General features: G+C 71.0%; 14 protein-coding genes. 8 read left to right on the top strand and 6 right to left on the bottom strand.

Annotated elements, in window-relative coordinates; all coding sequences use genetic code 11:
* Positions 1–125: 125 nt before the first annotated feature.
* Entirely contained in the window at positions 126–329 is a 204-nt protein-coding gene (locus tag AB5J51_RS17995; protein WP_030162033.1) for a cold-shock protein, read from the bottom strand.
* Between the two features lie 237 nt (positions 330–566).
* On the opposite strand from AB5J51_RS17995, the gene AB5J51_RS17990 reads away from it, so the two are divergent.
* The 4 genes from AB5J51_RS17990 to AB5J51_RS17975 all read left to right on the top strand — a co-directional run bounded on the left by AB5J51_RS17990 (position 567) and on the right by AB5J51_RS17975 (position 5,461).
* Positions 567–1,430 (top strand): menaquinone biosynthetic enzyme MqnA/MqnD family protein, encoded by an 864-nt coding sequence (locus AB5J51_RS17990; RefSeq protein WP_133897228.1) that lies wholly within the window; start codon positions 567–569, stop codon positions 1,428–1,430.
* A 253-nt stretch (positions 1,431–1,683) separates the two neighbouring features.
* A complete protein-coding gene (locus AB5J51_RS17985; protein ID WP_136225693.1) occupies positions 1,684–3,471 on the top strand; it encodes a serine/threonine-protein kinase in 1,788 nt (595 codons plus the stop codon).
* A gap of 94 nt (positions 3,472–3,565) precedes the next feature.
* Positions 3,566–4,765, top strand: a complete 1,200-nt coding sequence (gene mqnC, locus AB5J51_RS17980; RefSeq protein ID WP_133897226.1) for a cyclic dehypoxanthinyl futalosine synthase — start codon at positions 3,566–3,568, stop codon at positions 4,763–4,765.
* Positions 4,766–4,810: 45 nt separating this feature from the next.
* On the top strand, positions 4,811–5,461 hold the full coding sequence (locus AB5J51_RS17975) for a hypothetical protein (RefSeq protein ID WP_133897225.1): 651 nt from the start codon (positions 4,811–4,813) through the stop codon (positions 5,459–5,461).
* An 8-nt stretch (positions 5,462–5,469) separates the two neighbouring features.
* On the opposite strand, the gene AB5J51_RS17970 is transcribed toward AB5J51_RS17975, so the two are convergent.
* Positions 5,470–5,739 carry a response regulator transcription factor gene (locus AB5J51_RS17970; RefSeq protein WP_053789799.1) on the bottom strand — a complete coding sequence of 90 codons (270 nt, stop codon included), beginning with the start codon at positions 5,737–5,739 and terminating at the stop codon, positions 5,470–5,472.
* A 62-nt stretch (positions 5,740–5,801) separates the two neighbouring features.
* A complete protein-coding gene (locus AB5J51_RS17965; RefSeq protein ID WP_136225694.1) occupies positions 5,802–6,710 on the bottom strand; it encodes a DUF3152 domain-containing protein in 909 nt (302 codons plus the stop codon).
* A gap of 242 nt (positions 6,711–6,952) precedes the next feature.
* On the opposite strand from AB5J51_RS17965, the gene AB5J51_RS17960 reads away from it, so the two are divergent.
* On the top strand, positions 6,953–7,645 hold the full coding sequence (locus AB5J51_RS17960) for a demethylmenaquinone methyltransferase (protein WP_053789797.1): 693 nt from the start codon (positions 6,953–6,955) through the stop codon (positions 7,643–7,645).
* Positions 7,646–7,650: 5 nt separating this feature from the next.
* A complete protein-coding gene (locus tag AB5J51_RS17955; RefSeq protein ID WP_030298020.1) occupies positions 7,651–8,562 on the top strand; it encodes a glutaminase in 912 nt (303 codons plus the stop codon).
* Positions 8,563–8,607: 45 nt separating this feature from the next.
* Here the strand turns inward: AB5J51_RS17955 and AB5J51_RS17950 are convergent, their stop codons facing one another.
* The gene (locus tag AB5J51_RS17950; RefSeq protein ID WP_053789796.1) at positions 8,608–9,138 is read right to left on the bottom strand and encodes a GNAT family N-acetyltransferase; all 531 of its coding nucleotides are present in this window, start codon (positions 9,136–9,138) and stop codon (positions 8,608–8,610) included.
* A 99-nt stretch (positions 9,139–9,237) separates the two neighbouring features.
* Between AB5J51_RS17950 and AB5J51_RS17945 the strand changes: the two genes are divergently transcribed.
* The gene (locus AB5J51_RS17945) at positions 9,238–10,521 is read left to right on the top strand and encodes a geranylgeranyl reductase family protein (protein WP_053789795.1); all 1,284 of its coding nucleotides are present in this window, start codon (positions 9,238–9,240) and stop codon (positions 10,519–10,521) included.
* 16 nt (positions 10,522–10,537) lie between these two features.
* Here AB5J51_RS17945 and AB5J51_RS17940 read toward each other — a convergent pair whose 3' ends face one another.
* Positions 10,538–10,861, bottom strand: a complete 324-nt coding sequence (locus AB5J51_RS17940) for a hypothetical protein (RefSeq protein WP_369778076.1) — start codon at positions 10,859–10,861, stop codon at positions 10,538–10,540.
* Positions 10,862–11,057: 196 nt separating this feature from the next.
* A complete protein-coding gene (locus tag AB5J51_RS17935; protein WP_053789793.1) occupies positions 11,058–11,891 on the bottom strand; it encodes a C40 family peptidase in 834 nt (277 codons plus the stop codon).
* Positions 11,892–12,650: 759 nt separating this feature from the next.
* Between AB5J51_RS17935 and AB5J51_RS17930 the strand changes: the two genes are divergently transcribed.
* Entirely contained in the window at positions 12,651–13,010 is a 360-nt protein-coding gene (locus AB5J51_RS17930; RefSeq protein ID WP_030028256.1) for an NADH-quinone oxidoreductase subunit A, read from the top strand.
* Positions 13,011–13,014: the final 4 nt, after the last annotated feature.

Raw genomic sequence — 13,014 nt, 5'->3', positions numbered from 1 at the left:
GTCCGCGTTCGCCCCGTCCCCCGCCCGGGAGGGAAAAGGCAGGAGCCCCACGACCTCCGTCGGAACGGAGGAGGCAGGGCTCCTTGGGTACTGCTATCCAACCGCGATTAGGTTGGCCCAGGCGACTAGGCCGGGGTGACGTTCTCCGCCTGCGGGCCCTTCGGACCCTGCGTGACGTCGAAGTTCACCATCTGGTTCTCCTCGAGGGAGCGGAAGCCAGAGGCGTTGATCGCGGAGTAGTGGACGAAGACATCCGGGCCGCCGCCGTCCTGGGCGATGAAGCCGAAGCCCTTTTCAGCGTTGAACCACTTCACGGTTCCGGTAGCCATGAGCCCTCCTATGGGCCAAAGGGTCGCCCTGCTCCAGAACCTGCTAAGAAGTCTGAAAACTACAAAAGCCTGCGGGTCACATTCTCCGCAGGCCTCGTACTGCAAGGGAAACCAAACTGCAACTTGCGTCGAGCCTAGCACGCACCCTGCGGCGGAGACCAGAGGGAAAGATCACGTCACCCGGACGTTTGAGGGCCGCCCGAAGGCTGACGGAGACCCGGGGGCTAGTCTCGCGATGTGGACGTCTATCGCAGCCGGCCCCGCGTCGGCCACATTCAGTTCCTGAACTGCCTTCCCCTCTACTGGGGACTGGCGAGAACCGGCACGCTGCTGGACCTGGAGCTGACCAAGGACACCCCCGAGAAGCTCAGTGAGCGGCTCGTCCAGGGGGACCTGGACATGGGTCCGATCACCCTCGTGGAGTTCCTCCGCAACTCCGACCAGCTCGTCGCGTTCCCCGATCTGGCGGTCGGCTGCGACGGCCCGGTCATGTCCTGCGTGATCGTTTCGCAGGTGCCGCTGGAGCGGCTGGACGGGGCGCGGGTCGCCCTCGGCTCGACCTCCCGTACGTCCGTACGCCTCGCCCAGCTGCTGCTTTCCGAGCGGTACGGGGTCCGCCCTGACTACTACACCTGCCCGCCCGACCTGGGCCTGATGATGCAGGAGGCCGATGCGGCGGTGCTGATCGGCGACGCCGCGCTGCGCGCCTCGCTGCACGATGCGCCCCGGCTCGGCCTCGACGTGCACGACCTGGGGCTGATGTGGAAGGAGTGGACCGGACTGCCGTTCGTCTTCGCCGTCTGGGCCGCCCGCAAGGACTACCTCGCCCGCGAGCCGGCCGTCGTGCGCAAGGTCCACGAGGCCTTCCTCGACTCCCGCGACCTCTCCCTGGAGGAGGTCGCCAAGGTCGCCGAGCAGGCGGCCCGCTGGGAGGCCTTCGACGCCGATCTGCTCCAGCGGTACTTCACGACGCTCGACTTCCGCTTCGGACCCGAACAGTTGGCCGGTGTAAGGGAATTCGCCCGTCGTACGGGACCGACCACGGGCTATCCCGCGGATGTCGCGGTGGAGCTGCTGAGCGGCGACGGCGCCCGCCTCTGATCGCTTCCGGCGCCTTCTGCTGATCGAATTACCGGGCGGTAGCCCGGGTTCCGGTAGGGGGATATGCCGTTTCCCGGGAATTCCCCCTCTTTTCGCTTTCCTGTCCGAGTCCCGTCCGCCCGACCGGAATGCACGGATCAGGCCCTCGAGCAGATGCGCGCCGGGTGCGGGCCCACGGGATCCGCCCCCGCGGGACGGTGACCCCTCTAAGGTGCTCTTGGCGATCAGGGACCGAACGGGGGAGGGGGACGCGATGCAGCCGCTCGAAGCCGGCGAACCGCGGACCATCGGTGCGTACCGGCTGCTCGGCCGGCTCGGCTCGGGTGGCATGGGGCGGGTCTACCTGGGGCGCAGCACGGGCGGACGGACGGTGGCCGTCAAGATCGTGCACCCGCACTTCGCCTCCGACGAGGAGTTCCGCGCCCGGTTCCGCCGCGAGGTCGAGGCCGCCCGGCGGGTCGGCGGCGAGTGGACCGCGCCCGTCCTGGACGCCGACCCGGAGGCGCCGGTCCCGTGGGTGGCCACCGGGTACGTGGCGGGCCCCTCCCTGGGCGGTGCGGTGGCCTCGTACGGACCCCTTCCCGAGGCCTCCGTACGAGCCGTCGGCGAAGGTCTGGCGCGCGCTCTGGTGGCCGTCCACGGGCTGGGGCTCGTCCACCGGGACGTGAAGCCGTCGAACGTGATGCTGACCCTCGACGGCCCCCGGCTGATCGACTTCGGGATCGCCCGCGCCACGGACGGCACGGCCTCGCTCACCTCCACCGGCGTCTCCATCGGCTCACCCGGCTACATGTCCCCCGAGCAGATCCTCGGCAAGGGGGTCACCGGGGCGGCCGACGTGTTCTCGCTCGGCGCCGTGCTGGCCTTCGCGGCGACCGGTCAGCCGCCGTTCACCGGGGACAACTCAGCGACCCTGCTCTACAAGGTGGTCCACGAACCGCCGGACCTCGACGCGGTCCCGGCCGGCGGGCTGCGCGAACTGATCGCCGCCTGCCTGGCCAAGGCGGCCGCCGACCGGCCCGCGCCGGAGGCGATGGCGCAGGCGCTCGCCGGTTCCCTGAGCGCCCCCGGGTGGCTTCCCGCGCCCCTGGTGGAGGAGGCCAGCCGCGCGGCGGTGGCCCTGCTCGACCTGGAGGCCGCACCGGCCGGTCCCGTAGCGGAGGCCGCCCCGGCGCCCGCCGCCGAACCCGCTTCGGGGCCGGTGCCGTTCACGGCCTCCTCGTACGGGGGCCCGGCGGTCGGTTTCGGGGCGCCGGACCCCTCGTACGGGAGCGCGGCGGTGTCCGGCGCCGGCTCGGCGGGCAGCTCGTACGGCCCGTACGGTCGGCCCGCGGACGTGGTGCACGGCCCTTACGGTCCGCCGCCCGGCGCCGTCCACGGGAGTCCCACCGAGACCGCCGGCGGGGGTGTGCCGAAGCCGCGGACCGCACCCGACCCGGCCCGCCAGGTCACCTTCAGCGCGGCCGGGCGGCGGTTCAGCTGCTCCCTGGTCCTCGCGGCGACGGCCGTACTGGCCGTACTGTCGGGCGGCGGGCTCTACGGGCTGGGGTTGCTGCCGGGCACGGGCGGCGACTCCGACCAGCACGCGTCCGGCGACTCCACCGCCCGGCCCCCGGCGGCGTCGAAGGGGGATCCGTCCCCGAGCGGAACGAACAGCCCGGCTCCGCCCCAGGGCACCCGGGGCGATGTCCCCAAGGAGCTCACCGGCACCTGGAAGGGCACGGTCACCACCGCCCGCGCCGGGGTCTCCAGCGAGTTCGAGATCACCATCAAGGGCGGCAAGGTCGGCGAGGTCGTCGCCCGGGACAAGTCGATCCTCCCGCTCTTCGGCACCGACTGCAGCGGCGACTGGAAGCTCGCCTCCGCCACCGACCGCTCCCTCGTCCTGGACACCGCGGGCGGCCCCAACCCGGCCCCCGGCATCTGCTCCAACGGCTCCGCCGACGAGCGCTTCACCCTCAACGCGAACGGGACGCTCCACTACAAGTCGGGCGACCAGCCCGCCGGGTACCCCGAGGGCGACCTGACCCGCGTCCCGTGAGATCCCGCCGGACTCCGGTGGGCGGGCCTGGCGTACGCTGGATCGGTCCGGATCTCCTGACCCTCTTGACACACCGCCGAAAGGTGACGCACCGGTGACCGACCAGGCCGTTCTCCAGTCTGTCCTCGACCGCGCCGCCGCAGGGGGCCGGATCACCAAGGAAGAGGCGCTCGACCTCTACCGGCACGCCCCCCTGCACGCGCTCGGCCAGGCGGCCGACGCGGTGCGCCGCCGCCGCTACGCCGGCACCGAGCACATCGCGACGTACATCATCGAGCGCAACATCAACTACACCAACGTGTGCGTCACGGCGTGCAAGTTCTGCGCCTTCTACGCGGCCCCGAAGGACACCAAGAAGGGCTGGTCCCGCGACCTCGACGACATCCTGCGCCGCTGCGCGGAGACCGTGGAGCTCGGCGGCACGCAGATCATGTTCCAGGGCGGGCACCACCCGGACTACGGCGTGGAGTACTACGAGGAGCACTTCTCCGCCATCAAGAAGGCGTTCCCGCAGCTGGTCATCCACTCCCTCGGCGCGTCCGAGGTCGACCACATGGCCCGTATCTCCGGCGTCTCCGCCGAGGAGGCCATCCGCCGCATCCACGCGGCCGGCCTCGACTCGTTCGCGGGCGCCGGTGCCGAACTCCTGCCGGAGCGGCCGCGCAAGGCGATCGCCCCGCTGAAGGAGTCCGGCGAGCGCTGGCTGGAGATCATGGAGATCGCCCACGAGCTGGGCGTGGAGTCCACCTCCACGATGCTGATGGGCACCGGCGAGACCAACGCCGAGCGCATCGAGCACATCGCGATGATCCGTGACACGCAGGACCGGACGGGCGGCTTCCGCGCGTTCATCCCGTACACGTACCAGCCCGAGAACAACCACCTCAAGGGCCGGACCCAGGCGACGGTCTTCGAGTACCTGCGGATGATCGCCATCGCGCGGCTCTTCCTCGACAACATCGCCCACATCCAGGGCTCCTGGCTCACCGTGGGCAAGGAGGCGGGCCAGCTCTCGCTGCACTACGGCGCGGACGACCTCGGCTCGATCATGCTCGAGGAGAACGTGGTCTCCTCGGCCGGAGCGAAGCACCGCTCCAACCGCCAGGAGATCATCGACCTGATCCGCAAGGCGGGCCGCGTCCCCGCGCAGCGCGCGACGACGTACGAGCACCTGCTCGTGCACGACGACCCGGCGAACGACCCGGTCGACGACCGCGTCGTCTCGCACATCTCGTCCACCGCCATCGAGGGCGGCACGGCGCACCCCGAGCTGAAGCTCATCTCGACGAACTGACGACTCGACGATCTGACGACGGACTGACGACGGACCGACACGCCCGTGCTGACCCTCCACACCGCTGAACTCCTCGTCCCGGGGGCGGGTTCCGCCGCGCTGCCCGGCGGCGCGGTCCTCGTCGACGGCGACCTGATCGCCCGCGTCGGGGCGTACGGGGAACTCGCCGCGGAGTTCCCGCACGCGCGGGTCCGGCGCTGGCCCGGGGTGCTGACCCCGGGGCTGCTCGTACGCGGGGCGGACGAGCTGCTGGAGCGCACGTACTACCCGGACGACCCGTACGAGGTCACCGAGCTCGGCGCCGACCCGATCACCGGCGCCGAGGCGCTCGACTCCCTCAAGCTGACCGAGTCCCGCTGGGGCAACAGCGCCCGCCGGGCCACGCAGAAGCTGCTGGCCCGCGGGGTGGTGGCGGTCGCCGGGCGGCTCACGATCCCGGCGGTACGGACGGCGGTGGTCCGCTCGGGGCTGACGCTGCTCCCGCCGGCGGCCGCGGTGTCCCCGGCCCCGCCGTCGCTGGACCCGTTCGCCGGCCGGGACACGGTCGAGCAGGCCTTCTTCGGCATCCTGGAACCGGGGGCCCCGGCCCGCTTCGCGGCGTTCGCCGCCCCCGACCCCGAGGCGCTGCTGGACCAGGGAGCCACCACCTGCGTGGCCACGGTCATCACCGGCCGCCTCCTGCACCGCCGCCGCTAGGGGGCGCGCTACGTTCTGATGCCCTCGCGGGCCAGGGCGGCCAGGAGGCAGGCCTGGAGACGGCTGATTCCGCCCAGTTTCGCCCGTATGTTGTGGACGTGGAACTTGACCGTGCTGACGGACAGTTGCAGCTCGCCGGCGAGTTCCGCGTTGGAGGCGCCGGTCGCCAGGCACAGGAACACGGCCGACTCCTGCTCGGTGAGCTGGACCTCGCGCCGCACCTCCTCCCCGGTCCGGGGCGGAAACCAGGCCGGGACGCTGAAGCTGACGACGCGCACGGTTTCCACTCCTCGCCCCCGGCCGATGCCCCTGTGGTCAACCCATCGGCTCTCCCTGTGCCCTAAGGGACGTTCGGGCCCGACAGGTAGGTTCCCTTCCCGTCGAACGGCCAGGCGTTGGCCTGGCAGCCGAGCAGCCCCTTGATCTGCTGCATCATGGCCGGAGCGGGCTTGCCGGGGCCCGGGCAGGTCTCGTGGTCGCGGCCTATCTCGTGGCCCACCTCGTGGTTGACGATCAGCGCCCGGTACTCCTCCACGGGGCCCTTGAACTGCGGAGACCCCTCCTGCCATCGCTTGAGGTTCACCACGACCGTGTGGCCGGCCCGGCAGTTGGTCTCGCCGACGAGCTCGGGGGTGACCACCTCGCACAGCCGGTCGGTGGTCGTGGGCGTCGCGATCTTCACCGTGAAGTCCACCGGCTGGCCCGCCCCGACGAGCTGGAAGCCGTACGCCGGATCCCGGGTCCAGCCGCGCGGGTCCCCGAGGATCGCCTCCACCGACTGGGCGGCGGCGTTGGGGTCGACCCCGCTGCCCTCCTCGACCTCGATCCGCCAGCGGCGGGCGGTCCCCTTGCCCTGCGGCTGCCCCGAACGCGAGGAGGCCGCGAACACCCCCGGCCCGGACTGCGGCACCGGGGCGGCGGCCGAGCTGCCGCCGCCGCCCGGCTTGGACGATGCGGCGCCGGGGTTCGGCGAGGCGGCGGAGTGCCCGGGCGAGGGCGAGCCGGACGAGGCCGACGGGGACGGAGCGGCGGCGGGATCCTGGTCGGGCGCCACGGCAGCCGGCGCGGCCACGCTGTCGGAGACGGAGGCGGCGTCGTCCAGCGGCACGATCGCGTACGCGGTCGCCGAGACGGCGACCACCGCGGCCGAGCCGAGGACCGTACGGCGCAGCCGCCTGCGCCGCTCGGCCCGGCGCTTGGCGCGCGGACCGAGGGCGGAGCGTCGACCGGTGGAATGGCCTGCCGGCATCGTGAACCCTTTGTTCGGCAATGTCTTCGTGATCTTCACGAACGTGTTCGTGGAGATGCTCGTGTATGTCGTGTTTCGGTAGGCCTTGTCGGGCCGTACCAGCCAGTCAACGCGGACGCCCGGGCTCCGCGTAACTGTCCTTCGGGCCAGTTGTGCCCCCGGCGGTGGGGCGTGGGGGCGCCTGCGAGAATGGCCCGGTATCAGCCCACCCGCACCGCACCGCACCTGAGGGGCCAACGCCAGTGACCCGCGCTTCCCTGGACAAGCAGCCGCACGAAGTCGCCTCCATGTTCGACGGTGTGGCGGCGAACTACGATCTCACCAACGACGTCCTCTCCCTCGGGCAGGCCCGCCTGTGGCGCAAGGAGGTCGCCAAGGCGGTCGGTGCGCGCCCCGGGCACAAGGTGCTGGACCTGGCCGCCGGAACCGCGACCTCCTCGCTGCCGTTCGCCGCGACCGGCGCGTACGTCGTCCCCTGCGACTTCTCCCTCGGCATGCTCCGCGAGGGCAAGAAGCGCCACGCCTGGCTGCCGCTGACCGCGGGCGACGCGACGAAGCTGCCGTTCAAGGACGACGTCTTCGACACCGTGACGATCTCCTTCGGGCTGCGCAACGTGCAGGACACCGACGCCGCGCTGCGCGAGCTGTACCGGGTGACCAAGCCCGGCGGCCAGGTCGTCATCTGCGAGTTCTCGCAACCGACGTGGGCGCCCTTCCGGACGGTGTACGTGGAGTACCTGATGCGGGCCCTGCCGCCGGTGGCCCGCGCCGTGTCCTCCAACCCCGACGCGTACGTCTACCTCGCCGAGTCGATCCGCGAGTGGCCGGACCAGCCGGCGCTGGCCGCGCTGCTGCAGAAGGCCGGCTGGTCCAAGGTCGCCTGGCGCAACCTGAGCGGCGGGATCGTCGCGCTGCACCGCGGTTCCAAGGCGTAGGAAGCGTGGATTACCAGGCCCTCCTGGAGCAGATCGCCGCGGACGTCGCCCCGTTGGTGGGCAGCGGCACGCCCGCCGAGTACATCCCGGCGCTCGCGTCGGTGGACCCCCGGCAGTTCGGGATGGCCGTCGCCGACCTCGACGGGAACGTCTTCGGGGTCGGGGACTGGGAGGTTCCGTTCTCCGCCCAGTCCATCACCAAGGTCTTCGCCCTGGCCCTGGCGCTGGCCGAGGGCGGCGACAGCCTGTGGGAGCGGGTCGGCCGGGAGCCCTCGGGCAACCCGTTCAACTCCCTCGTGCAGCTGGAGTACGAGAACGGCATTCCACGCAATCCGTTCATCAACGCGGGCGCGCTCGTCGTGACCGACCGGCTGCAGACCCTGACGGGCGACGCGAGCAGCGAGCTCCTGAAGTTCCTCCAGGAGGAGAGCGGGAACCCGGAGCTCGGCTTCGACGCGGAGGTCGCGGCCTCGGAGCACGAGCACGGGGACCGCAATGCCGCGCTGGCTCACTTCATGGCCTCGTACGGCAACATCGACAACCCCGTGCCGACGCTGCTGGACCACTACTTCTGGCAGTGTTCGATCGAGATGACCTGTGCGGACCTGGCGCGGGCGGGCCGCTTCCTGGCCCGCCACGGGCTGCGCGCGGACGGCTCCCGCCTCCTCACGCGCAGCGAGGCCAAGCAGGTCAACGCGGTGATGCTGACGTGCGGGACGTACGACGCGGCGGGGGAGTTCGCGTACCGCGTCGGCCTGCCGGGCAAGAGCGGGGTGGGCGGCGGGATCGTCGCGGTCGTCCCGGGCCGCTGCACGCTGGCCGCGTGGAGCCCGGGCCTCGACCTCCACGGCAACTCCGTCGCAGCGGCAGCCGCCCTCGACCGCTTCACGACCCTGACGGGCCTTTCCGTCTTTTGACCCCTCCCGGTTTCGACCCCCTCCGCGTCCCGGGGCCGGCGGGGGTCACTCGGGGGCGAGGGACAGTTCGTAGCGGCGGCCCGGGTTGCCGCCCGGAGTGATGAACTCCTCGGCCAGGTCCATCCCGAGGCGCTCCGCGACCGCCACCGAGCGGGTGTTCCGGGCGTGGATCATCGCGACCACGTGCGGCACCCCCGCCTCCCGGAGCCGGTCGAGGGTGGCCAGCGCCGCGGCGTACGCGTAGCCCTGGCCCCAGGCGGAGCGGGCCAGGCGCCAGCCGATCTCGATCTCCCCGACGGGTCCCCACTCCTCCTGCGGCCACGGCTGCGCGCCGGTGAACCCGATCACCGCCCCCTCCGCGTCCAGCAGCGTCCACAGGCAGTAGCCGAGCCGGGCGTCGTGCAGGCGCTGCCGCGCCGTGAACTCCTCGTACAGGGACAGCTCGGCGGGACCGCCGAGGAACTCCATGACGTCGGGGTCGTCGAAGACCCCGTGCCAGGCCCGCGCGTCCTCATCGGTGGGCACGCGCAGCTGTACGACGGGGAGCGAGGCGGGCGAAGCAGGCGAGGTGGTCATCGGGGGCAGCCCTTCGGGTTCGTGATCTCTCTCGCTGCATAGACTGCACATGTCCTGTGCCGTTGGGCACCCCTTATCGAGCCTTCGGGAGACCCCGCAGTGACCGAGCCCCTCTCCGAACACTCCGCGGATGTGATCGTCGTCGGAGCCGGGCCCGCCGGCTCGACCACCGCCTACTACCTCGCCAAGGCCGGACTGGACGTCCTGCTGCTGGAGAAGACGGCCTTCCCGCGCGAGAAGGTCTGCGGTGACGGCCTGACCCCGCGCGCCACCAAGCAGCTGGTGGCGATGGGCATCGACATCTCCGAAGAGGCCGGCTGGCTCCGCAACAAGGGCCTGCGGATCATCGGCGGCGGTCAGCGGCTCCAGCTGGACTGGCCGGAACTCGCGTCCTTCCCGGACTACGGACTCGTCCGCAAGCGCGACGACTTCGACGAGACCCTGGCCCGCCAGGCCCAGAAGGCCGGCGCCCGCCTGTACGAGCGCTGCAACGTGGGCGAGCCCGTCCGCGACCCCCGCACCGGCCACATCACCGGCGTGCACGCGAAGCTGGGCGAGGAGAAGACCCCGGTCACCTTCAGCGCCCCGCTCGTCGTGGCCGCCGACGGCAACTCCTCCCGCCTCTCCCTGGCGATGGGCCTGCACCGGCGCGAGGACCGCCCGATGGGCGTCGCGGTCCGTACGTACTTCACCTCGCCGCGGCACGACGACGACTACCTCGAGTCCTGGCTGGAGCTGTGGGACCGGCGCGGTCCGCAGGACCGGCTGCTGCCCGGCTACGGCTGGATCTTCGGCATGGGCGACGGCACGTCCAACGTCGGCCTCGGCATCCTCAACTCCTCCTCCGCCTTCAAGGAGCTGGACTGGCGCGAGGTCCTCAAGGCCTGGTGCGCGTCCATGCCGGAGGACTGGGGTTACACCCCCGAGAACATGACGCAGCCGATCCGCGGCGCGGCCCTGCCGATGGCCTTCAACCGGCAGCCGCACTACACCAAGGGCCTGCTGCTGGTCGGTGACGCGGGCGGGCTCGTCAACCCGTTCAACGGCGAGGGCATCGCCTACGCGATGGAGTCGGGGCAGATCGCCGCCGACGTCATCGTCCAGGCGCACTCCCGCGCCACCCCTGCACTGCGCGAACTGACGCTGCACAGCTACCCGAAGGTGCTCAAGGAGACCTACGGCGGCTACTACACGCTCGGCCGCGCCTTCGTGAAGCTGATCGGCAACCCGAAGGTCATGAAGGTCGCCACCCAGCGCGGCCTGACGCACCCGGTGCTGATGAAGTTCACGCTGAAGATGCTCGCCAACCTGACCGACCCGGCGGGCGGCGATGCGATGGACCGCATCATCAACGGCCTCTCGAAGGTGGCCCCCAAGGCCTGAGTCGCGCTAAGCGCCCTCAAGGAGCGGGTCGGGCCGGGGTTCCACCGGTTCGGCCCGCTTCGCCGGCTCCGTCCCCGTACGTCCGCCGCCGCGGGCCGTGGACCGTCCGTACGCAGCGGGCCACCAGCACCGTGCCCCAGAGCAGCAGCGCGAACGCAACGGCCCAACCGAGTCCCAGGACGACGGGATGTCCGGGTTTGTGCCACGGGCGGGTGGTGTTGAGCAGCCAGCCGCCGACGGCGAGCAGGAAGAGCCCGGCGGCGGCGGGTACGGGGGTGGGGTCGGCCGCGGGGCCGGCGCCCTCCCCGCCGGAGCCGTGTTCCTCGTACGCGTCGGTCATCGCGGTCCGACACCTCCTGGCCTGAATCGGGCGCTGCGCACCGCCATCCTCTCAGGGCGCCGGCGTACGCGGAAAGGGCCGGCACTCCGCCCCCGAGCGGGGGAGTGCCGGCCCTCGGGCCGTGCTGAGACGTGCCGGGACGCGCGCTGAGAGGGGCTCAGGAGCCCCTGGGGAACCTCAGGGACGTTCAGGGACCTCAGAGGATGCGGACGGCGCCCGACGGCTTGTCGTAGCTCAGGGAGCGCTCGACGATGCCCGTGCTGGGGTTCTGCGCGCCCACGAACTTGCCGCCGCCGACGTAGATGGCGACGTGGTAGGCGCTGCCGCGGGAGCCCCAGTACAGGACGTCGCCCGGCTGGAGGGCGCTCAGGGAGACCGAGGTGCCCCTCGAGGACTGGTCCTGCGACATGCGCGGCAGGGAGATGCCGGCCTGGCGGTACGCGGCCTGGACGAGGCCGGAGCAGTCGAACGAGGACGGACCGGTGCCGCCCATGACGTACGCCTTGCCGACCTGCGCGCGGGCGAAGTTCACGATGGCGGCGGCGGAGCCGGTCGCCGGGGCGGTGACGGTGCCCGAGCCCTGCTCGCCGGAGTCGGACGCGGAAGTGCTCTGCAGCGAGGTGCGGGAGGAGCTGCGGGTGGCGCGCTCGGCCGCGGCCTTGCGGTCCGCCTCCTCCTTCGCCTTCTTCTCGGCGTCGGCCTTCTCGGCGTCTTCCTTGGCCTTCTTCGCCTCGGCGGCGGCGCCGGTACGCGCCTGCTCCTCCTGGGAGCGCAGCTCGCCGGTGACGGCGGCGGCAGCCGTGTTCTCGGCGGCGGTGGTGACGGCGGAGGAGACGTCGGCGGCCAGGTCCAGGTTCAGGACCGGCATTTCGAGCGTCGTCTCGGTCACGGGCTCGGACGGGGACGCGCTCGCCGTGCCGGCCATCGCCAGGGTGCTGAGGACGCCACCGGCAACTCCGGCGCGGACCGCGAGCTTCGAGGCGCTGCGACGGGGCTTCCGGTGGCTGGGTATGTGAGCGGTGTGGGACATGAGGACAACCGCTATCAGGGCGTCCGGGTTCCCTTCAAGAAACGTGGTCTGCGCCACAGTTGCGCGCGAAACGGGCTAACCGGGCGCGCCGCGCGTCTTATTGACGCCGTAACGGACGTATCGGACACGCCTTCACAAGGCTGTGATCAAGGGGTTTCTGCAATAAGTCCGAATTGATCTGTGGCCTACCATCCCCGCGCACAGTTGGCCAAGCCCTCTTTCGGAACCAAGAATTCGGCGTGGCGCAGGTCACAGGAATGTCTCACCGTGAGGGCGCTGTGGTCCGTCCGTGACCCAGCCGTGAAGTTGCCGTGGGGTGGGACCCCGGCGCTCGTGAATGTGTGCACGCGTCCACTCCCGTCCCCGGGAGCTCCCCCGACCGGGCGACGCGGTTTCCTTTACCCTGCAAGGCTTGATGGCGCAAATTTGCCTGCACCGGACATGGTTTGATAGTGGCATCCGCCTTCTACCTGCGGTAACGGGGTCGGATGTCACCTTTGGTGATCATGTGGATGCTTCGCGTATGAAGATCACGGCTCATCGGACTTCATGATCGTTCGTCAGGTGGTGGAGATCACAAACTCGGTGTTGTTACCCGTGTCGCAGATCACAGACCGGCGGGCATAAGATGCGCAGCAGTCCGGCTTGTGAACTGCCTCACATGCAAATGCCCGATCACGGCGTGATCTTCGCGAGGTGGCTCGCTCGGCGCCGGCGCAGCGGTCCAACGGTCAAGGACGACTGGAAGGAGCGAGGAGCGTGAATGCGTACGCGCCCATCCTCGTGCTCGGCGCCCTCGGCGCAGGGTTTGCGATCTTCTCCGTGGTCATGGCCACGCTGATCGGCCCAAAACGGTACAACCGGGCGAAGCTCGAGGCGTACGAGTGCGGCATCGAGCCGACGCCCACGCCGGCCGGCGGCGGTCGCTTCCCCATCAAGTACTACCTGACGGCGATGCTCTTCATCGTCTTCGACATCGAAGTTGTCTTCCTCTACCCCTGGGCCGTCACCTTCGACTCCCTGGGGATCTTCGGGCTCGTCGAGATGCTGCTCTTCGTGCTCACCGTCTTCGTCGCCTACGCCTACGTGTGGCGCCGCGGCGGCCTGGAATGGGACTGAGGGG

Origin of the sequence: Streptomyces sp. R33 (assembly GCF_041200175.1) — a bacterium.
GTDB lineage: Bacteria > Actinomycetota > Actinomycetes > Streptomycetales > Streptomycetaceae > Streptomyces > Streptomyces katrae_B.
The sequence above is the reverse complement of the archived record's forward strand: the minus strand, read 5'-3'. Positions and strand labels throughout refer to the sequence as shown.